At 51.3% G+C, this 19,709-nt stretch carries 15 protein-coding genes; 1 reads left to right on the top strand and 14 read right to left on the bottom strand.

Annotated features, from left to right (window positions below):
* Positions 1–129 precede the first annotated feature (129 nt).
* The 12 genes from accC to TK45_RS05980 form a co-directional block, all read right to left on the bottom strand.
* A complete protein-coding gene (accC, locus tag TK45_RS05925) occupies positions 130–1,476 on the bottom strand; it encodes an acetyl-CoA carboxylase biotin carboxylase subunit (protein ID WP_131257721.1) in 1,347 nt (448 codons plus the stop codon).
* 10 nt (positions 1,477–1,486) lie between these two features.
* The gene (gene accB, locus TK45_RS05930; protein ID WP_131257722.1) at positions 1,487–1,942 is read right to left on the bottom strand and encodes an acetyl-CoA carboxylase biotin carboxyl carrier protein; all 456 of its coding nucleotides are present in this window, start codon (positions 1,940–1,942) and stop codon (positions 1,487–1,489) included.
* Between the two features lie 18 nt (positions 1,943–1,960).
* Entirely contained in the window at positions 1,961–2,431 is a 471-nt protein-coding gene (gene aroQ, locus TK45_RS05935) for a type II 3-dehydroquinate dehydratase (protein WP_131257723.1), read from the bottom strand.
* A gap of 179 nt (positions 2,432–2,610) precedes the next feature.
* A complete protein-coding gene (locus TK45_RS05940; RefSeq protein ID WP_131257724.1) occupies positions 2,611–3,927 on the bottom strand; it encodes a sugar MFS transporter in 1,317 nt (438 codons plus the stop codon).
* Positions 3,928–3,946: 19 nt separating this feature from the next.
* Positions 3,947–5,083, bottom strand: a complete 1,137-nt coding sequence (gene nagA / locus TK45_RS05945; protein WP_131257725.1) for an N-acetylglucosamine-6-phosphate deacetylase — start codon at positions 5,081–5,083, stop codon at positions 3,947–3,949.
* A gap of 8 nt (positions 5,084–5,091) precedes the next feature.
* Positions 5,092–6,090, bottom strand: a complete 999-nt coding sequence (gene nagB-II, locus TK45_RS05950) for a glucosamine-6-phosphate deaminase NagB-II (RefSeq protein WP_131257726.1) — start codon at positions 6,088–6,090, stop codon at positions 5,092–5,094.
* Positions 6,083–6,958 (bottom strand): BadF/BadG/BcrA/BcrD ATPase family protein, encoded by an 876-nt coding sequence (locus tag TK45_RS05955; protein ID WP_165490718.1) that lies wholly within the window; start codon positions 6,956–6,958, stop codon positions 6,083–6,085. The genes nagB-II and TK45_RS05955 overlap by 8 nt, the downstream gene beginning before the upstream one ends.
* A gap of 127 nt (positions 6,959–7,085) precedes the next feature.
* Entirely contained in the window at positions 7,086–9,674 is a 2,589-nt protein-coding gene (locus TK45_RS05960) for a family 20 glycosylhydrolase (protein WP_131257728.1), read from the bottom strand.
* Positions 9,671–11,221: a tryptophan halogenase family protein gene (locus TK45_RS05965; RefSeq protein ID WP_131257729.1), complete on the bottom strand. Its 1,551-nt coding sequence runs from the start codon at positions 11,219–11,221 to the stop codon at positions 9,671–9,673. Before TK45_RS05965 ends, TK45_RS05960 begins: the two co-directional genes overlap by 4 nt.
* On the bottom strand, positions 11,218–12,774 hold the full coding sequence (locus TK45_RS05970) for a tryptophan halogenase family protein (RefSeq protein WP_131257730.1): 1,557 nt from the start codon (positions 12,772–12,774) through the stop codon (positions 11,218–11,220). Before TK45_RS05970 ends, TK45_RS05965 begins: the two co-directional genes overlap by 4 nt.
* A gap of 8 nt (positions 12,775–12,782) precedes the next feature.
* Positions 12,783–13,487 (bottom strand): SapC family protein, encoded by a 705-nt coding sequence (locus TK45_RS05975; RefSeq protein WP_131257731.1) that lies wholly within the window; start codon positions 13,485–13,487, stop codon positions 12,783–12,785.
* A 147-nt stretch (positions 13,488–13,634) separates the two neighbouring features.
* Entirely contained in the window at positions 13,635–16,172 is a 2,538-nt protein-coding gene (locus TK45_RS05980) for a TonB-dependent receptor (protein WP_254426551.1), read from the bottom strand.
* Between the two features lie 324 nt (positions 16,173–16,496).
* Between TK45_RS05980 and TK45_RS05985 the strand changes: the two genes are divergently transcribed.
* Positions 16,497–17,528 (top strand): LacI family DNA-binding transcriptional regulator, encoded by a 1,032-nt coding sequence (locus TK45_RS05985; RefSeq protein ID WP_131257733.1) that lies wholly within the window; start codon positions 16,497–16,499, stop codon positions 17,526–17,528.
* Positions 17,529–17,539: 11 nt separating this feature from the next.
* On the opposite strand, the gene TK45_RS05990 is transcribed toward TK45_RS05985, so the two are convergent.
* Positions 17,540–19,315 carry a protein-disulfide reductase DsbD gene (locus TK45_RS05990; protein ID WP_131257734.1) on the bottom strand — a complete coding sequence of 592 codons (1,776 nt, stop codon included), beginning with the start codon at positions 19,313–19,315 and terminating at the stop codon, positions 17,540–17,542.
* The gene (cutA, locus tag TK45_RS05995) at positions 19,312–19,629 is read right to left on the bottom strand and encodes a divalent-cation tolerance protein CutA (RefSeq protein WP_131257735.1); all 318 of its coding nucleotides are present in this window, start codon (positions 19,627–19,629) and stop codon (positions 19,312–19,314) included. The genes TK45_RS05990 and cutA overlap by 4 nt, the downstream gene beginning before the upstream one ends.
* Between the last annotated feature and the right edge of the window lie 80 nt (positions 19,630–19,709).

Genomic DNA, 19,709 nt, shown 5'->3' on the forward strand with positions numbered 1-19,709 from the left:
TTCTGGTGTAAAACTGACTGTTTGCAATGGTCTTTTCAGCCATTTATATGATAGATAATTTTAAAAGTGTTTATTTTGTAACCTAATAAAAAAGCCTGCTGTGAGCAGGCTTTTGGATACATTCCCGGCTTACTTATGCATGCCGAGCTTTTTCTCCAGATAGTGGATGTTAGTACCACCATTACGGAAATTTTCATCTGCCATAATAGTACGCTGTAATGGCACATTGGTTTTAATGCCATCTACCACTAATTCATCCAGCGCCAGACGCATACGGGCAATCGCCACGTCACGGCTTTCACCATAGGTGATCAGTTTGCCTATCATAGAGTCATAGTTTGGCGGTACTGAATAACCGGCATAAATATGCGAATCCCAGCGCACGCCCAAACCACCTGGTGAATGGAACATGCTGATTTTGCCTGGAGACGGAATAAAGGTATTCGGGTCTTCGGCATTAATCCGGCACTCGATCGCATGACCGCGAATTTGAATCTGCGACTGATCAATGGACAGAGGCTGACCGGCAGCAATGCGCAGCTGCTCTTTAATAAGGTCAACGCCAGTGATCATTTCAGATACCGGGTGTTCTACCTGAATTCGGGTGTTCATCTCAATGAAATAGAACTCACCGTTTTCGTACAGGAATTCGAAAGTACCGGCACCGCGATAGCCGATTTCAATACAGGCACGACAGCAACGTTCGCCAATTTTGGCGCGCATTTCCGGTGTAATGCCCGGTGCAGGTGCTTCTTCCACTACTTTCTGGTGGCGACGTTGCATGGAGCAGTCACGCTCACCTAAATGGATCGCTTTGCCCTGTCCGTCAGCCAGAACCTGGATTTCCACGTGGCGTGGATTTTCCAGGAACTTCTCCATATAAACCATGGAGTTACCGAATGCTGCACCGGCTTCGGCGCGGGTCATTTCGATGGATTTAATCAGTTCGGCTTCGCTGCGTACGACGCGCATGCCGCGACCACCACCGCCGCCAGCGGCTTTGACGATAATCGGATAGCCAATGCGTTTAGCGATGGCTTTATTCTTTGCCTCGTCATCACCTAAGGGACCGTCAGAACCAGGTACACAAGGTACGCCTGCTTTTTTCATGGCGTTAATGGCAGAGACTTTATCGCCCATCAGACGGATAGTGTCGGCTGTTGGACCAATAAAGACGAAGCCGCTTTTCTCAACGACCTCGGCGAACTCGGCGTTTTCTGCCAGGAAACCGTAACCCGGGTGAATGGCGATAGAGTTTGTCACCTCAGCCGCAGCAATAATGCGCGGGATATTCAGGTAACTCTCGGTGGCGGAAGGGGCACCAATACAGATGGACTCGTCTGCCAATAATACGTGTTTGAGGTTGCGGTCGGCAGTGGAGTGCACTGCCACAGTTTTTATCCCCAGCTCCTTACAGGCGCGCAGGATACGCAGGGCGATTTCGCCCCGGTTTGCTATGAGTACTTTATCCAGCATGTCAGTTGCCTTATTCGATAACGAACAGCGGCTGATCGAACTCTACAGGTTCCTGATTATCTACCAGAATACGCGTAACCGTACCGGCCTTGTCTGCATCGATCTGGTTCATCATTTTCATCGCTTCGACGATACACAGTGGGTCGCCGACTTTAACTTGCTGACCAACTTCGACGAAGTTCTTGGAGCCTGGAGAAGGTGCACGGTAGAAGGTGCCTACCATTGGGGATTTCACGGTGTGGCCCGCAATTTCATTCGCCGGGGCGGCTGGTGCTGGTGCAGCGGCAGGTGCGGCAACTGCAGCAGGAGCGGCTACCGGAGCAGGCACGCTGTAATGCACCGGTGCTGGCATGGCGCTATGGCCGCGATGAATACGTACCGATTCTTCACCTTCAGTGATTTCCAGTTCGGCGATGCCTGATTCTTCTACCAACTCGATCAGTTTTTTAATTTTGCGAATATCCATGAAAAACTCTCTTCTGTTCTATTGAGTGGCCAGCTGTTTGCAAGCCGCGATTAATGCGAATTCGTATCCTTGTGCACCAAGACCGCAAATGACCCCTTTCGCCAAGTCGGACAAATAGGAATGCTGGCGGAAGGATTCACGCGCATGAATATTGCTCAGATGTACTTCGATAAATGGAATCGCCACCGCCGCCAGAGCGTCACGGATGGCAACACTGGTGTGGGTAAAGGCACCGGGGTTAATCAGGATAAAATCCTGCTCGCCCATCGCCTGCTGAATGCAGTCGATAATCTCGTGCTCAGCATTCGATTGCATATGCGTCAACTGCACACCCTGTTGCTGCGCAACCTGTTGCAGGTGGTCGACGATATCATTCAGTGTTTGCGAACCATAAATATGCGGTTCACGTTTGCCTAACATGTTCAGGTTAGGCCCATTTATCAGTAAAATTTTCACAATATTGCTGCGATCTTGTTGGTAAAACACCATCCTGCACAATTTTTCGTGAGAGATCGAGTTGTTGTTCTCGAAGTTGCGCAAAAAAGCAACAGTTACCCACGGGTTTTATTGCATTATAGAGATGCCTGTTTATTTAGCAGCAAAATACTGGTCTTATCAGCGAAGATGCCGGCAAAGTTTTCTGGGATTTGCCGGCAATTGATGACGCGCTATTTGCGCAATTGGCAGCCTTTAACGGCATAGAAAAGAATAAACAGGTAGCAGGGCAGCATCATCCAGTAGGCTGCCTGATTACCCAACGAGGACGCAAGCGCGCCGTACACGAAGGGCAATAACGCACCACCTGCGATCCCCATTATGAGTAATGCAGAGCCTTTGGCGGTGAAGTTACCCAACCCCGCCAGCGCCAATGGCCAAACTGCAGGCCAGACAATGGCATTGGCCAGGCCCAACAGGGCGACAAACGTGATGGTATCCGGTACGGTGGCAATGCCCGTCCAACCCCATAGCAAACTGGCGACCGCGTGACTCTCGTGGGATGAATACACGACCGCCAAGGATAACATGACACCTAACACCGCAGAGGCGCCCAGCGCCTGCCGTTGATTAATGACGCGCGGAATTAACGCCAGCCCCAGCACGTAGCCAAGTACCATAAAGGCCATGGTATAGGAGGTGAGTGCGGTCGCATTGGCAACGCCAAGCTGAGAGCCGAATAAGCCGATGGTGTCGCCGGCGATGACTTCGACGCCAACATAAATAAACAAGGTTGCTACACCTAACAGTAGATGGGGAAACTCCATGACACTGCGCTTGTTTTCCGTTTCTGCTGCGTGCGTTTCGTCTGACAAATCCAATTCTGGCAGGCCAGATTTGCTGAACACAAAGGCCAGAACAAACAAGGCAATCGCCAGCCCTAAATAGGGCATCACCAGTCCATTGGCTAATTGAGCGATTTGCTCGGCCTTTTCGGTCTCGTTCAGGGCATTGATGGTTTTCTCATTGACCCCGCTAAATTCACCCAGCACCAGTGCGGTAAACAGCAACGGCGCAACAACGCCTGCGAGTTTATTGAGGATCCCCATGATGGAGATACGTACCGCCGCACTCTCTTGTGGACCAATTTTGACAATGTAGGGGTTCGATGCGGTTTGCAGGATAGTCAGACCGCTGCCAATCACAAACTGTCCCAGCAGGAAGACCAGAAACCAGTGAGTTTGCGCGGCAGGGATAAACAATAAACAGCCCATTGCAATCAGACATAAACCTAGCGTCATTGAACGCCGGTAGCCCACCTTGTCGAGAATCAGTGACATGGGGAATGCCATCACCGTATAGGCGATATAAAAACTAAACGTGATAAACATCGCCTGAATTTCCGTGAGTTCGCAGACGATTTTCAAAAATGGCAACAAAGAGCCATTTAACCAGGTAATAAATCCAAAAATGAAAAACAATGTGCCGATGATGACCATAGGCATCAGGCTGCTGGGTTGGCGTGTCGCCATGGCTTGTGACGTATGCATGGGGTACCTTTTATTGTCGTTATCGGTTTGCAGAACAATCAAACATCTGCGTACCGCCAATCCAGGTATGGGTGACGTGCAGATCCTGACTAAATAGGGTGAAATCGGCGCGTTTGCCTTTGGCCAGATGGCCAATGGAATCGAATCCGAGGAATTGTGCGGGTGTTGCGCTGGCCATTTGCAAGGCATCTTCAAGGGGAACACCCAACTGATGCATATTGCGTACGGCGCTGGCCATATCCAGCGCGGAACCCGCCAGTGTACCGTTCGGTAATGTTAACTTGTCGCCATCGCGCAGGATTTCAGTGTCCAGATAAGGCATATTCTGCAGCTCAGACCCAACATGAGCCATGGCATCGGTGACCAGAATCAGTCTTTCAACACCTTTGGTCTTGTAAGCCAATTGACAGGCTAAATCGCTGACATGGTGTTTATCGACGATCAGGCCGCACCACGCATCGTTGCGTAAAAGCGCTGCGCCCAGCATGCCTGGTGCGCGTCCCGTCAATCCGGACATGGCGTTGTATAAATGCGTGAACCCGCTGGCACCGGCATCTAAGGCGGCCATCACAGTGTCTGCATCGGCGTTAGAATGACCCAGACATATCTTGATGCCACGCTGAGTTAAGTCGCGAATCACATCAGGACTGACGTTTTCTGGTGCCAGAGTCAGCATAACCTGCCCTAAATCTTGGCGGGTGAATAATGCCAATTCCGCATCCGATATAGGACGGACACAGTGCTGGGGGTGGATCCCGCGCTTGGGTACACTCAGGTGTGGGCCTTCAAAATGGACGCCAACGATACCGGGCAATGATGTCGCGATAGCCTCAGCGATTGCGTCTGCCGCCTGTTGCATCACCGACAATTCATCCGTGATGAGTGTTGGCAACATCGACGTAGTGCCATATCGGCTATGGCCGTTTATCATCGCCTTAAGGCAGTCGGAATTGGGCTGTTGATTAAACAGCATGCCACCACCGCCATTGACCTGAATGTCGACCAGTCCTGCGCTAACAATGCCTGGCAGCACTGTTCCTGTGGCTTCGCTGTCAGGACGAAAGTCGACAATAAGCCCATCTTCAACTGAAAACGCGACATGCTTATGCCACTGCGTGCCATCAAACAATTGCGCTGCGAAATAATGGTCAGTCATGTTTCGTCCTAGAGAGTTTGCGTCACTTTATTCAGTCCAACGGGCGCATCGGGATTGCGTCCCATGCTACATGCAATTTGTTCAATATCCAGATAAAAGCGTTGCAGTAAGGTCAGTGGCGCGAGACGCGGATGAACGTCAGATCCTACCTGGTGCATGGAGGCAATCGGCGCACCCCGGCGTGTCAGTTCGGCCATTTGTTCACCGTGGGCAGTGGCGCTTTCATCCTCAATGCGTAAATCCAGTACCGGTAACTGATTGGCTACCAGAGTAACCGGGCCATGCAAAAATTCTGCGCTACTGAAGGACTCAGCATGGATGCCACACACTTCTTTTAGCTTCAATGCGATTTCACGACTGATGGCATAGCCAAAGCCTCGTCCAAGTACGACACAATGCTTAAGCGGGGTGATAAACGCTACTGATAGTTGGGGCGGGCTGGCTACGGTATCGGCTAAATGCTGGGGTAAGGTGTTTAACGCAGACAACAGATCGGATTTTTTACCCCAGTGGGCGACTAACTGCAGCAATGCGCTGAGGGTAGCTAAATAACTTTTGGTGGCAGCGACAGCGTGCTCTTTTTCCGCGCACAACGGCACCACCACATTGGCCTTTTCGGCAAGTGGAGAAGACTCGTCATTGACCAAAGCAACAACCAGCGCGCCCGCTTTGCGGGCCGCATCTACCTGAGTGAGAATGTCCGGGCTTCGTCCTGACTGGGAAATGCAGATGACTAATGCGCGATCCAACTTGAGTGACTGGCCATAAATACTGGTGACGGACGGGGCGGCGGCACAAACCGGCACATTTAACTCCACCTCAATCAGATATTTGGCGAATACGCCGGCATGATCGGATGAACCTCGTCCAACCATGTACACCATGGCAGGATTAAAATCACGAATGGTATTGCCTAATTCGGCACAAATGGCGGCATTGTGTTGTAATTGATTGGCGATCACTCGCGCTGCATCGGCGGCTTCGCGCGCCATAATCGAACTATTCATTGACGTCCTCACGACAAAATAAGATGGCACCGTATTCAGGTGCAAATTGAGCGGGTTGAATAAATTGCTGCACAGTGGCATGCAGATACGGTGTTATTTTGTGCGCCAGTCCGCCAATAAACGACAGCCTCGGTGCCCCTTGTTCACGTAATTTTGCTGCCAGCCGGCTGAGATAGTCAGCCCCGTCGAGAATAATCGCATGTGCTATGGGGTCGTCCTGCTCTGCGCAGGCGAAGACTTGTGGAGCGAGGCTGGCAAATTCGGCCGGTCGAGCGGTTAAGTAACGTTGAACTAATTCCGCGCTATTACGGCTGCCACTGTGAGCCAGCACCGCTTCGGTTAGCAGGGTATGCGCGGTTAATCCATCTAATGACTCAAGGCAATGACGAACCGCCTGATTGCCGAGCCAGGCACCGCTGCCTTTGTCGCCCAGGCCAAAACCATGGCCACCCATTTCCAACTGCAGGTGATCACGTAAATAAACCCCAGAACTACCGGTACCCACGATCACAATCGCACCATTTTCACCATTGTGTGCGCCCAACGCGGCGATATGCAGGTCTGTGGTCAGATGCATCGATATAAATGGGTGTTGCCATTGCAACATTTTGTCCCGGTAAACAGGCAGGTTCACCCCGGCAAGGCCAATGCCCGCGTGGATGCGGTTAATATCGTCGCTACTCAGGCCAGCCTGAATGAGCGCCGCCATCACGGCCTGCTCAATAGAGTGCAGGGTTTGAGAAAAATCCCGCGCAGGGTTAGCAGGTCCGGCAACACTGGTTGCCAGTACATTTCCTGCGGCATCTTCCAGTCGGGCTTTGCACTTGGTGCCGCCGCCATCAATGCCAATAAAAAGTGGTGCTTTCACAGGGCTAATCCCTCGTTAAACATGGTGGGAGTGTCCTTGCCTGAATAACTGATTGAGCAGTTTATCAACAAAATGACAGCGTTGTCATTTTGTTTTTGCAGGTCGGATGTGGTGTTTATTCTCATGGTTATTGAACCTGTTGTACCCGGCTGGTGTGGTCGGAGCCAGGCACGCGCGCGCGCACCCGCACCCGCACTGCACGATTACCAACATCAAATGGCGCCAGGTAGGTTTGCCAGCCGCTGTCAGCCAGCTGATATTCAGCAACTAAACCAGCAAAAGGCAGTGTCATATACAAACGTCCATCGTTAACCTGTGCGCCGGGTAGTGGAGTACGGTATGCAATCTGATGTTCACTCAACATAGGTAGCCAACGGTTGCTGAGTTGATTGCTAAATTGCCACCAATCTGCATTTCTCAGGGCAATGCGTGTATCGTCCATATGCCGGGTTTGCGCGGAATAAGCCCGCCCCGCCTGATAGGCTTGTTCCCACGGGGCCACATGCCAGGCTCGCTCGGCGACACTGAATAAGCGCGGATAAAGCATATACTCTGCGCGTTCGTCACTACGAACCGTTTCGCTCCATAATTGTGCTTGTAAGCCTATGATATTCTCCGGTTTCTTTAACGGAGTAGGATCTTTGTCCGCGTATGGATTGCCCATTCGATCAGGCCAAATTTCTGCGTGTGCAGGCAGATTGGCGGGCATAAACTGAAAAATTTGCTCACTGTCGGTGGCGCGCGAACCCCAATAGTAGCCGGGCTCTTTCGGATCTGATTCGTAGGGAAAGTCCAAGTAAAGCATATCGGGAAACGACAATACGACCTGCATGCCTTGATTGGCCATGTCGTGAGTACGTGCACTGCCGCCCCAAAACAGGGTGTCCCACACGTTAGATTGAATCGGGCGTGGCAACGCGCGGGGATTGGCATGGGAGAGGCCATCACTCCAGGCTCCGGGGATCATGCCGCGCTGACTGACCATATTGGCGACTTTCTCGACAAAATAGGCGCTTAGCTGCTTGGCCTCGGTAAGTTCTGGTTGCCGTGCAATTAGCGCCTGACATGCCGGTGAATCCTGCCATGCGCCAGCGGTCTCGTCCGCGCCGATATGGTAGCGGGTTAGGGGAACGCCGGCCTCTTTATGCAGAATCTGCACTTCATCCAGCACCTTATTAACGAAAGCGTAGGTACTGTCGATGCAGGGATTCAGGGTATTGTCGTGGTAGTGCTGGATCGACGAATAGTGGCTCTGATCCTGTGGTTCACTCAGGTAATACTGGTTGGCTGCGTCGGATTGCTCGGCCTGCATTAATTTCCGGTACCGTGCCTGCATCGCAACGATGGCCGCACGTGAATGGCCCGGCATATCCAGAGCAGGAATAACCTCGATATGACGCTGAGCAGCATAACGTAGCAGGCCAATATAATCTTCGCGGCTGTAGTAGCCATTAACCTGTGATGTGGGATCGACACCAGCGCCCAGTTGCGGCAACAGACAATGCTCTTCGGTTAAATCCAGACAACGTTTGCCGCCGACTTCGGTTAGCTCAGGCAAGTCCTGTATTTGCAGACGCCAACCTTCATCATCTGCCAGATGTAAATGCAGGGTGTTCAGTTTCACAGCAGCCATCACATCCAATAAGCGTTGGACAAAGGCGACACTGCGGAAGTTTCGCGCGACATCTAAATGTAAACCACGCAGCGGATAGCGCGGCGCATCGCTGATTGAGCCGAGTGGTAAGCTGGTGTCTGATGAACGATATAGTTGCGCTAATGTCATTAGCGCGTAAAAGCGCCCCTGCTCTGTGGCAGCGCGGATCTCGATGCCTTCATGCTGGATTGTCAGCGCATAGGCCTCATCACCCAGAGTTGAATCCAGAGTAAATAATACCGCCTCGCCATTGTTTTGCAGCGGGAGTCCAAACCAGGTTAGAAAGTGCGAGAGCGTCGCCTGATTCCGGGAATCTGCGGGTAGTGAGATTCCGTTAGTGAGAGTGCGTCGCTCTGATTGCCAGTCACTTGTTTGTACGGAGGGCAACACCCTGGGACTTGCAGACAGCGGCAGGGTTTGCAGTGCAGATTGCTGTTGAAAGCGCCACGTGGCATCAACCAGCGGCATGTTGTCATCCGGATTGCGTTTTCGTTGTTGCGGTGTTTCAAATGCGGCGACGTGTGCCGCGCGTGCAAGTGGGTCGCCATCGCGCTTAACTTCGCGGGTGGCGCTGATCACTTGTGGTGTTAAACCCGGTGCTTCAACAATAAAATTGGGGAATAAACCTGATTCACTGACAAGCCAGTTAGGCCCCTTAAACAAAATACGGTATTGCCCGGCGTTAACCTGTTGCCCGGTTTTGACCGTAATTTTATGCAGATCACCATTAATATGCTGCAGTTCAAACAGCTCGCTGTCATGCCAACCGATGGGCGAAATATGACTGAAGTAAATACGCCAATCCGCTGGCATGGCCGCAGGCAGGGTCAGGTCCAATTGTGCCAGATAACATTGTGCCGATGCTGCCGGACAATCTTCCACATCCAGATTTGACAGCACAGTCAACCGTACACCGATTTGTTCAGCGGCCGTATCCAGTGTTTGTTGTGCCGATATGGCTGGCGTTGGCGTGGCTTTCGGTTGGCAGGCCAACATGCAAATCAGTGCAGCGATGGTTACAAACAGTCTGCCGGTCTGGCGTAATGAAACCCGGTTAATCATTGTGAGCGTGTGTCCTTAGCTGAAAATAGTGGTTTGCCGTGTAAATGTTGCAGATAGGCCAGATGAGACTGAGTTTGCAGTAACAGATTTGCGGCCATGTGATTGACCTGGTCGAATAGTGACTGATTCTGTGTGCTGCTGGGTTGTAAGTGCAAAGCCGGTAGGTGTCCCATGCCATAAAGAATGTAGCGATAGTTTTCGTCGTTAAACGTGGTGCTGTAACCGCCACTTAAGTCCATAAACTCGCAGACTTTGTGTTTCCACAAGGTGAGTTTTTCAGCGAGCCCTTCACAGCCCTCTGCCGATGCCTGCGCCTGACGCCAGAAGTCGGTATCGTCGCGATCCGTCAGACAGTAATGCAGCACAATGAATTGTTTCAAATCCTCATATACGCCGCGCATCTGGCGATTAAAACTGCGACGTACACTATCGGAGATGTTTGCCGCCGAAAAATGTGTGGCAAAGAGCCGTGCAGCGACATTAATCAAATGCAGGCCGGTAGACTCCAACGGTTCTATAAAACCAGAAGATAAGCCGATGGCAACACAATTGCCGACCCAGCTTTGTGGACGAAATCCAACTTTCATATCCAGATGAAGGGCGGAGCGCGTTGCGGCCTCGTCTCCGAGGAACTCGCGCAGCTCGGCTTCCGCCTGCTCGGCGCTGAGACGATTGCCATCGTACACATAGCCATTGCCCTGACGATTAACCAGGTCAATCTGCCATGCCCAGCCATGACTCAATGCCGTAGAAGTGGTAAACGGTCTTGGCGTCTCGCCGGGAGCATAGTCACGCTGAATGGCGACAGCCTTGTTACAGGGCAGCACGTCGGTAAAGGATTCCCAGTTATCGGGCTGCAGGGCATCAATCAACTTGCCGGAAAATCCACTGCAATCAATATAAAAATCCGCCTGATGAACACCCTCTGACGTCTGTAATGAAGAAATCTCTCCATCCTCTACGTTCACGTTGGTAACGGTCGCCACCTGGTAAGTGATGCCCGCCTCCAGGCCTTTTTTACGTAAAAATTGACCCAGTAGGGTGGCGTCCAGATGATAGCCGTAAGGGACGACGCCCTGATAAGGACGACTCATCGGCGTTTTCGGACTGGCGGATTTTTCTGCCAGCAGACTACTCAGGCAAACCCCCTGATCGTAGCGCTGGTGGTTGAAGTGCTGCCCCATGACCCATTCACTGCTTATGTCGATGGCGCCGGCCGGCCGTTGTTGTTCAAACGGATGGAAATATTCATGCACCCCAGCAGCGGAGGGTTTCATCCAGTTGCGGAATAAAATACCCAGTTTCAGCGTGGCGTTAGTCTCGCGCATCAACTCCTGTTCATCTAATCCCAGCGCGGCGAACAAAAAACGAATGCTGTGCACCGTGGCTTCGCCAACGCCAATTGGCCCGATTTTATCCGATTCGATCAGGTGAATCTGAACTCCCTGCTGATGGAAATAGCGTTGTAAATACAAGGCTGTCATCCAACCCGCACTGCCTCCGCCGACGATAGTTAGTGTCTTTTTTGTGGAATTTGAGGTGGTCATAGGGGTTGTAATCCAAAGCGGGCAATACGCTGCAACAGGTCGCGGTGTTCAGGCAATTGCTTTGCAGCCTGCTGCGCATAATCGGCAATACGGCGATAGAATTGCTGAGCTTGTGTGTGATCAGCCTGTTGCTGCAAAAACGCGGCTGGCATCGTGTTAAATTGCATGCCGTACAATACGTAAAGGTGGTTCTCCAGATTGAACACGCTGGCCCGATCGGTAAAGTCATACTGACTGGGCAGATGTCGCTGCCAGTGCTGAATATCCTCTTCAAGCGTGGCAGACCAAGTGTTGCTGTCCTGATGCGCTAACCAGAATTCGCTATCGCGGCGATTGCTGATGCAGTAATGCAACTTCACAAAGTCCAGCACCCGATCCCACGCATAACGTAATTTTTTATTGTATCGCGCAGCGCAACGACAGATGTCCTGATGGGTAACCGGAAACTGCTCGGCCAGCATGCGCGCACTGACGTCAAACAACAGTAATCCGGTTGCTTCAAGCGGTTCGACGAATCCCTGAGACATGCCAACTGCGACGCAGTTGCCTTGCCAAAAGCGTTCATAATAGCCAGTGCGCATGGGGATTTTGCGCACCGTTAGTGCATCGGCGTCGGTTCCCAAATAGCGCTGTAGGTCGTCCAGCGCACTTTGTTCTGTCTGGAAATCGCTGGCATACACCAAACCTACGCCACGGCGGGTGGTCAGGCCAATATCCCATATCCAACCGGCCTGTTGTGCCGTGGCTAAGGTGGAGCAGGCTATGGGTTGTTGCGGATCGGTATAAGGTACCTGTACCGCCAGCGCGGTGTCGGTAAATATGTGCGCCTTTTTACTGATAAATGGCACGTTAAGGGTCTGGCCCAGCAAAGTCGAATTTGCGCCACTGCAGTCGACGAACAGGTCAGCTACAAATTGCTGGCCTTGGTCGCTGTGCAGGCAACAGATATTACCCGCCTCATCAGTGTCTACGCGTGAGATGTTGGCCTGAATATGTTTCACGCCCAAATTGGTTCGTGCATGGCGTGCCAGTAATTGACCAAATTTAGCGGCATCGAAATGGTACGCGTAGTTACACACGCCTTCATATTCGGGATGTGTGATGCCCTTGGGGGCTTTTCCGGCTTCGATAACGGCTTGCTGATAGGAAAATGCATTGGCAAAGTCGGGCTTTTGCTCTTTTTGCATCACCCAGTCCAGCAAATGCGGTGCATATTCGGCTGGCGGATAGTCAAACACATGGTGGTAACGATGTGTTTGTCGGTCGCTTGGTGCCATCCAGTTGATAAATTCGATACTTTGCTTGAAGGTGGCATCGCATTCGCGCAGTAATTCGGTTTCGCTGATACCAAGGTATTTCAACGTATCCCGGATGGCCGGCACGGTGCCTTCACCGACACCAATCGTTGGAATGTCGGGTGACTCAATCAGGGTCACACAAACCCCATTTGCCGTACCCGGTTGCAGCTTCTTGGCCAGGTGATTGGCGGTCAGCCATCCCGCCGTTCCACCACCGAGCACAATTACCGACGAAATCTTTTTTGGTGTCTCCATACTGACACTCAGCGCTGGCTGGCCCGTTTTGACAGGCGATTGAGCTGCTTTAGTGACAACAACTGGGCGTGAATAACCTGCAAGGCGCCATTGCGATTGAGTGTTGCGAGCGTTTCAGCATCGAGCTCAGACAGCCGCTTTTGATCGATGATATACACCCCATCAATAGTACGTGGCTGCTCGTCACCTAAACGAATGGTTAATCGTTGCGCCGTCAGTAAATTGTGCTGCAACAGGAGTTGCGCGAATTGACGTGTAATTTGCTGGTGTTCGATGAATTGCATACAAGCATCCGATTGCGCCTGTAAAAATGCAGTTTTATTGCCTTGCTCGTCGAAAAGCGCCTGCCCGTGTTCCTCAGAGACACAGTTACTCTGCTCATCAATACATAGCATGAGCTGTTCGGCCTGTTCAGAGGGGCGCAACGAGAATGGATGCAGGCGCAGGACTTGTGGAACGTAATTGGCCTGAATGTCACCTTGACCGCAATACAGATTTTGTTGCGGTTGCAGTCCCATCATTGCCACCAATGTAAACTCCCCGGTTTGTGCGTTTTTAACAAATACCAGCGGGAATTCAGTGGCGGCATCAACACATTCCTGCACGACCACGGGCACCAGTTGATCCTCACTGGCGTGGGAGAAATCGCGTTGTGTCACAACGTGGAGCTTGCCGTGGCGGGCAGGATTCAGGGCGGCTATTGATTGCGTCATGCTACATCTCGTTATTGTTCTGTTGGCGGATTTTTCGCCAGTATGGCGTGTTTGCCTTATCGCTTCATCCCTTTTAAAAAAGGAGAAAGCGGTAAGACAAACAGGCAGCGGGAGGGGAATCCCCTCCGGCCTGTTGTCTTAACGGGACTAGAAGCGCACGCTTGCACCAAAGGTGATGCGGCGGGCCATTTCGTACTCATACAATGGGAATCCGCGAGCGAAACCACTGTAGTTGGTTTGGAAGTTATTGTTACCGGTTTGTACCGATGACTCTTCCAGCAGGTTATTTGCATCCAGTTTCAGATCGATGCTGTCGGTCAGGTGATAAACCGCGCTCAGATCCAAACTACCGAAGGCGTCATGCAAACGGTTACCATACGAACCTGACTCACGAAGCATATATTCGCTACGCCAGTTATAGCTTACACGTACCTGGAAGCGCTCATCTTCGTAGTAGCCTGACACGTTATATGAATGGCGCGAGCTATCGCTTAATACCGCATTCATATCGGTAAATGTCATCTCATCTGCGCGAGCATCTGTGTAGGTGTAGTTAACAATGGCGCCGAAACCATTATCAAAGTCCTGCTGATATTGCAGTTCTAGACCTTCGATTTCAGCTGATTTGCCGTTATCTTTTTCCTGCACAGTCCAACCCTGCTCATCCGGACGCAAAGTACCCTGGAATGGCACTTCCGCGTTGGTCGCAGAGTATTCAGAAATGGTCACGAAGTTCTTCACGTCCTTCTTAAACCACGTCGCAGACACCATGGAGCTGGCATCAAAATACCATTCCAGACCTAAGTCGAACTGGTCTGCAATGAATGGCTTCAGGCCAACGTTACCCACCACCCAGTATTGGTTGTTTGGTGTATCGTCGTTAACCCCGATTGGGCTTGGATTGACGTACATGTCAACATACTGAGGACGAGCCATGGCGCGACCAGCAGACACACGTAAAATCACATCATCAGCTAAATCCATTGCCATATTGAAGCTTGGCAGGAATTCAGAGTAGCTGGCATCCGTACTGGTTTTTTGATCGTCCAGGTAATAAATGGATGTGGCATCGGTACTGACATAGCGCAGACCAAAGTTACCGCGAATATGCTCTGACTGATAAGTTGCCATGACATAAGCCGCGAGGTTGTCTTCCTGAATTTCGCTGTAAGATCCCAACGACTCAGTTTCGCCGACGATACTGGCTTTCGCCCAGTCTTTCAGCGCATCGGCATCAAACTTCATAATTTGATAATCGCCGGCACCTACATCTACGGTACCCTGTCCTAAACCACTGGTAGAGATAACATTATTAAAGCCATCAACCTGGTCAAAGAAGAACTGACGGCTGGTGGTATTGTGATCCGAATATTTGAACCCGGTTTTGATGCTGTTGATTGGGCCGTATTCAACGTTAAATTCCACGTCAACCTGTGCATAGGTTTCGTCATCGGTTTTTGGGGTTTTATTGAACGCAGAGCCGGTACCCATGGCCAGTGAACCCGGATCGTAGGCTGCCATCTGTTCAGAGGTGTAGCTCCAGGTTTGGTGGCCGTTGGTGAAATCGTATGTGCCGTTCACCGGTGTGCCGCCTGTGCCGTCATCCACCACCATTTCGAAATCGGTACCACCGCTTGAACCTGTGTCACCAACCTGCAGTTTGATGCTGTAATCGTCAGTGCTGTAGTTCATGGTCAGATCGATAACGTCTGATTTCATTGTCGCTTCACGAGGGCGCGCCTGATAGTAAAGGACGTTTAATGGGCCCGCTGCCTGAACACCCGCGTCAGCGCCACTGCCGTCACCACCGATCCACGCTGTGGTGGTGCCTACACCCCAGGTGGTATCTGCTTGTGTTAACCAAAGCGCATAGTTAGTGTTGTTGGCATCCATCTGCATATCCATGACATTCAATACGAAGTCCAGATTGGCGGATGGTGCATATTGCAATGTAGCGGATAACGCCTGACGCTCACGTTCCTGTTCAAACGCAACTGGGCCTGCACCCCATTCCCAGAATGCTTCGTTACCCTGACGTTGCAAAGAACGTTGTTGCATCACGGCAGAAACCAATACACCGAAGTTTTCTTCGTCGTTTTTCCAGCTATACATGCCCGATAATTGCGGGTCGGTTTCGCCAGAGTCTGTCTGGTATTGGGCTTCTACAGATCCATAGAAAGTGTTGGCATCCAACGATAATGGCTTACGGGTGTTAACCACCACGGTACCACCAACGCCACCCTCAGCCAGGTCGGCCTGAGTGCTCTTATACACTTCCAGGTTACCTACCAGCTCAGAAGGCAGTAATTCATAGTTAAACGAGCGCTTGGCAGGCTCAAGAACAAACCAGCCAGTAGACGCAACGTTTTGGCCGTTAAGCGTAGTCAGGGTCAAATCCAGACCCGCACCACGGATCGAGACACCGGCACCTTCGCCAAACTGGCGCTGGATGGTAACGCCAGAAATACGTTGCAGTGATTCAGCTACGTTTTTATCTGGGAATTTACCGATATCTTCGGCGGTGATGGCATCGACGATGCTATCGGAGAAACGTTTTTGGTTAAGGTTTTCTGCAGCACTGGCGCGCAGACCTTTTACCTGGATTACTTCAACATTGTCTGCAGTAGCTTCCTGTGCAATCGCAGTGGCAGGTAGGGCAATAACCCCGCCAAGGGCGGTACTCATAAGTGCTGCGTTAATGCTGTGTGTCAATTTATTTATCTTCACAGTCTTCATGGTTATGTTCACTCTGGTCGCATTTTCAGGGAAATGACAACGCTGTCATTTATCATTTAAAAAAAATGACCGCTGACAAAAAACTAGGTAAACTGTCATGACAGCGTTGTCATTTGCTCAAAGAATCTACAACAGGCTCTAGGCGAAGGCAAATAAAAATTACATAATTGTTACAAATAAGTTGTTATTCTGTCGTTCCACTCAGGATGAAACCCCTTATCTGGCGCAGATTGGCGGGGGTATGGAACATCAATAATAAAAATAAGGAATACGATGAAATCCACTATTAAAGATGTCGCAAAACTGGCCGGCGTATCGTTTAAGACGGTCTCGCGCGTCATTAATAATGAAGATTCAGTCAAGCCTGATACGGTCGCCCGGGTGCGGGACGCCATTACTCAACTGGGTTATCAACCAAACAATGCCGCCCGATCACTGGCTGGCACCCGTGCCTATGCGCTCGGTTTTATATACAACAACCCCAACGCTTATTACGTTATCGATATGCAACGGGGCATTTTGGATGAATGTCAGGAAAAGGGTTATGAACTGCTGATTCACCCCTGTGAAGCCGATAACGCCCAAGTGGTCGATGAAATAGCCAAACTGGTACGTCGTTCTCAGCTAAGTGGTTTGATTATTTGCCCGCCTTTGTCTGAAAACAGTGAATTAATGGATGAGCTTGCCGAACTGGATATCCAGTTTATTCGGGTAGTTTCCGGCTCGGATGAATCCACCCAGCATACCCCCTGCGTGTTTATTCACGACCGTGAAGCTGCGTTTGAAATCACGGATAACTTGATTCAGATGGGACACAAAAAAATTGCGTTTATCAGTGGTGAGAAAGATCACAATTCTACCTTGGAACGACTAGCCGGTTACCGCCAAGCCATGCAACAGGCCGGACTCAGCATCGAGCCTGAATGGGAAGTAGATGGTCGCTATGCGTTCGATTCAGGCGTCAGTGGTGCGCAGCAGCTTTTAGCATGCCCGCACCCGCCAACGGCCATATTTGGCTGTAACGATGAGATCGCGGCTGGTGCCTTGTTCGCCGCGCGTCTCGCTGGGGTGAATGTCCCAGGGCAGCTGTCGATTGCGGGTTTCGAGGATAGCCCGTTTTCCCGCCAGACATTGCCAAAGCTGACAACGGCGGCACAGCCAACCCGACAGATTGCCAGACAGGCTGCGTCTTCGTTGATCAGAAATATTGGTGTCAGCCGTGGCCAGAAAGGCGGTGGTAGCATGCACCAACATTTCCAGCCAACGTTGGTATTACGCGATTCCACTCAGCCACTGCAAGGCTGATACATCCGGCGCTAATTCAGCGCCTGATTGACATGAGCCGCAAATTTTTCGGCATTCATAAAGCCGGTAACCCGCGCGCGATTTAGCTCCTTGCCGTTTGTATCAAATAACAAAATGGTCGGCAGGCCCTTCACATCAAAATGTTGCTGAAATGCCAGATTGGTCGGGGTGTTGTCGGTTAAGTCGATTTGCATCAAAACCGTATTGGCCAGCGCGGCTTTCACTTCGGGCGCAGGGAAGGTGTATTTCTCGAATTCCTTACAGGCTACACACCAGTCAGCGTACAAGTCGACCATCACCGATTTGCCGGCGGCATTGGCAGCCGCCAGTTTCTGTTCAAAATCAGCTAAATCACGTACCCGCATAAAGTCGCTGCTGTGTGTTGTGCTGCTCGCTTGCGAGGTGCCGGTTTGTGGTGATCCCAGATTCAGCTGCTGGTAGCCATACATGGCACTGGCGAACAAGCCGAGGAAAATGACCAGTGCACGCACACCTTTGGCAAAGCTGGCGGCGGTGGTTTGATTAAACACGCTGAGATAGGTGAACATCGTCAAACCCAACGCGGCCCATGCCAGTTCCGTCCACATATTGCTGACCATGCGTTCGACAAAAAACAACGCCACGCTGAGCATCATAAAACCGAAGATGGTTTTAACCACATTCATCCACGCGCCGGCTTTGGGCAGCAGTTTACCGCCGGTCATGGCAAATAAAATCAATGGAATGCCCATGCCAATGGATAACGCATAGAGGGCAACAAATCCGGTAAGTAAGTCCCCACTTTGTGCCACAACCAGTAATACTGCTGTCAGTGGTGCGGTGGTGCAAGGGCTGGCAACCAGCCCGGAAATCGCGCCCATCAGGAATACGCCGAACAGGCTGCCGCCCTGTTGCTGGTTACTGACATTATTTAATTTCACCTGCCAGCTTGAGGGTAACTGCAACTCCCACAACCCAAACATCGCCGCTGCCAACACAATAAACAGCACAATAAACACAGATAGAATGTAAGGATGTTGCAGCATGGCCTGGAATTGCACGCCAACCGAAGCCACCACCAACCCCAGAATGGAATAGGTCAGCGCCATGCCCTGCACATAAACGGCGCTCAGGGTAAATGCCCGAGAGGTACTGACTTGCTTTTTACCGCCCAGCACGATCGCTGAGACGATAGGGAACATAGGGAATACGCAGGGCGTAAACGCCAGCAATAAGCCACCGCCCAGTAGCGTCAGTAACGCCAGCGGCAGGTTACTTTCCAGTAAGCGTGCCAGCTGGAATTGCTCAGACTCGGGTGGTGTGCTGTCTGCTGCCGGTGTGGTGCCAGTGCCCGCTTCCACCTGATCCAGATACACAACTTTGACCGTTGGCGGGTAACACAGCCCGGCTTCGGCACAGCCCTGGTACTGGACTTTGACTACGCCATCCTGCTGCGCCTGCTGAATATCAAAACGAATACTGACGGTTTGGTAGTACACCTCGGTAACGCCAAAGAATTCATCTTCATGAGGGCTGGCCGGTGGAAACTGTGCCTCACCCAGTACGGCATCTTTATTTACCGTCTTGAACTGGTGTTTATATAAATAGTAGCCGTCGGCAATCTGCCAGGTCAGTACCAGCTGATTGCCTTGCTGTGAGAATTCAAACCCGAAGGCATCATCAACCGGCAGAAATTCATCGTCTTTTTCGGCAAATAAATCTGCCAACTCCGACTTATCGATTTGTGCCAGCGCCGGCATGGCGAATAGGGTCCAACAGGAGACCAGTAATAACATCAGTTTTTTCATGAGAGACTGCTTGCGATCCACTTCAGATAATCCGCGCCGCCATCGGCGACATCCAGTAACAACCATTCCGGAACATCGTACGGATGCAACATTAACACCCGATTAAAAAGTTTGTCCGCGTCGCGATGGCGGGTCTTGAAGATTAATTGCACCTCATTATCACAACAAATCTCGCCTTGCCACGCATAGACCGAGGTGATGCCCGGCAGGATATTTACGCAGGCTGCCAGCTTTTCGCTCACCACCGTACGGGCAATCTGTTCGGCAGTGTCACGATCGGGGCAGGTACACAAAGCAATACAATAATCCGACATAACGCATCTGGTAACGGGAATTGATGCCGTCCATTTTGGCACTTTTCTGGATAAGATCGCCAGCCTTGCGGCCGGCGGCG

This window comes from Bowmanella sp. JS7-9, assembly GCF_004329715.1.
GTDB lineage: Bacteria > Pseudomonadota > Gammaproteobacteria > Enterobacterales > Alteromonadaceae > Pseudobowmanella > Pseudobowmanella zhangzhouensis.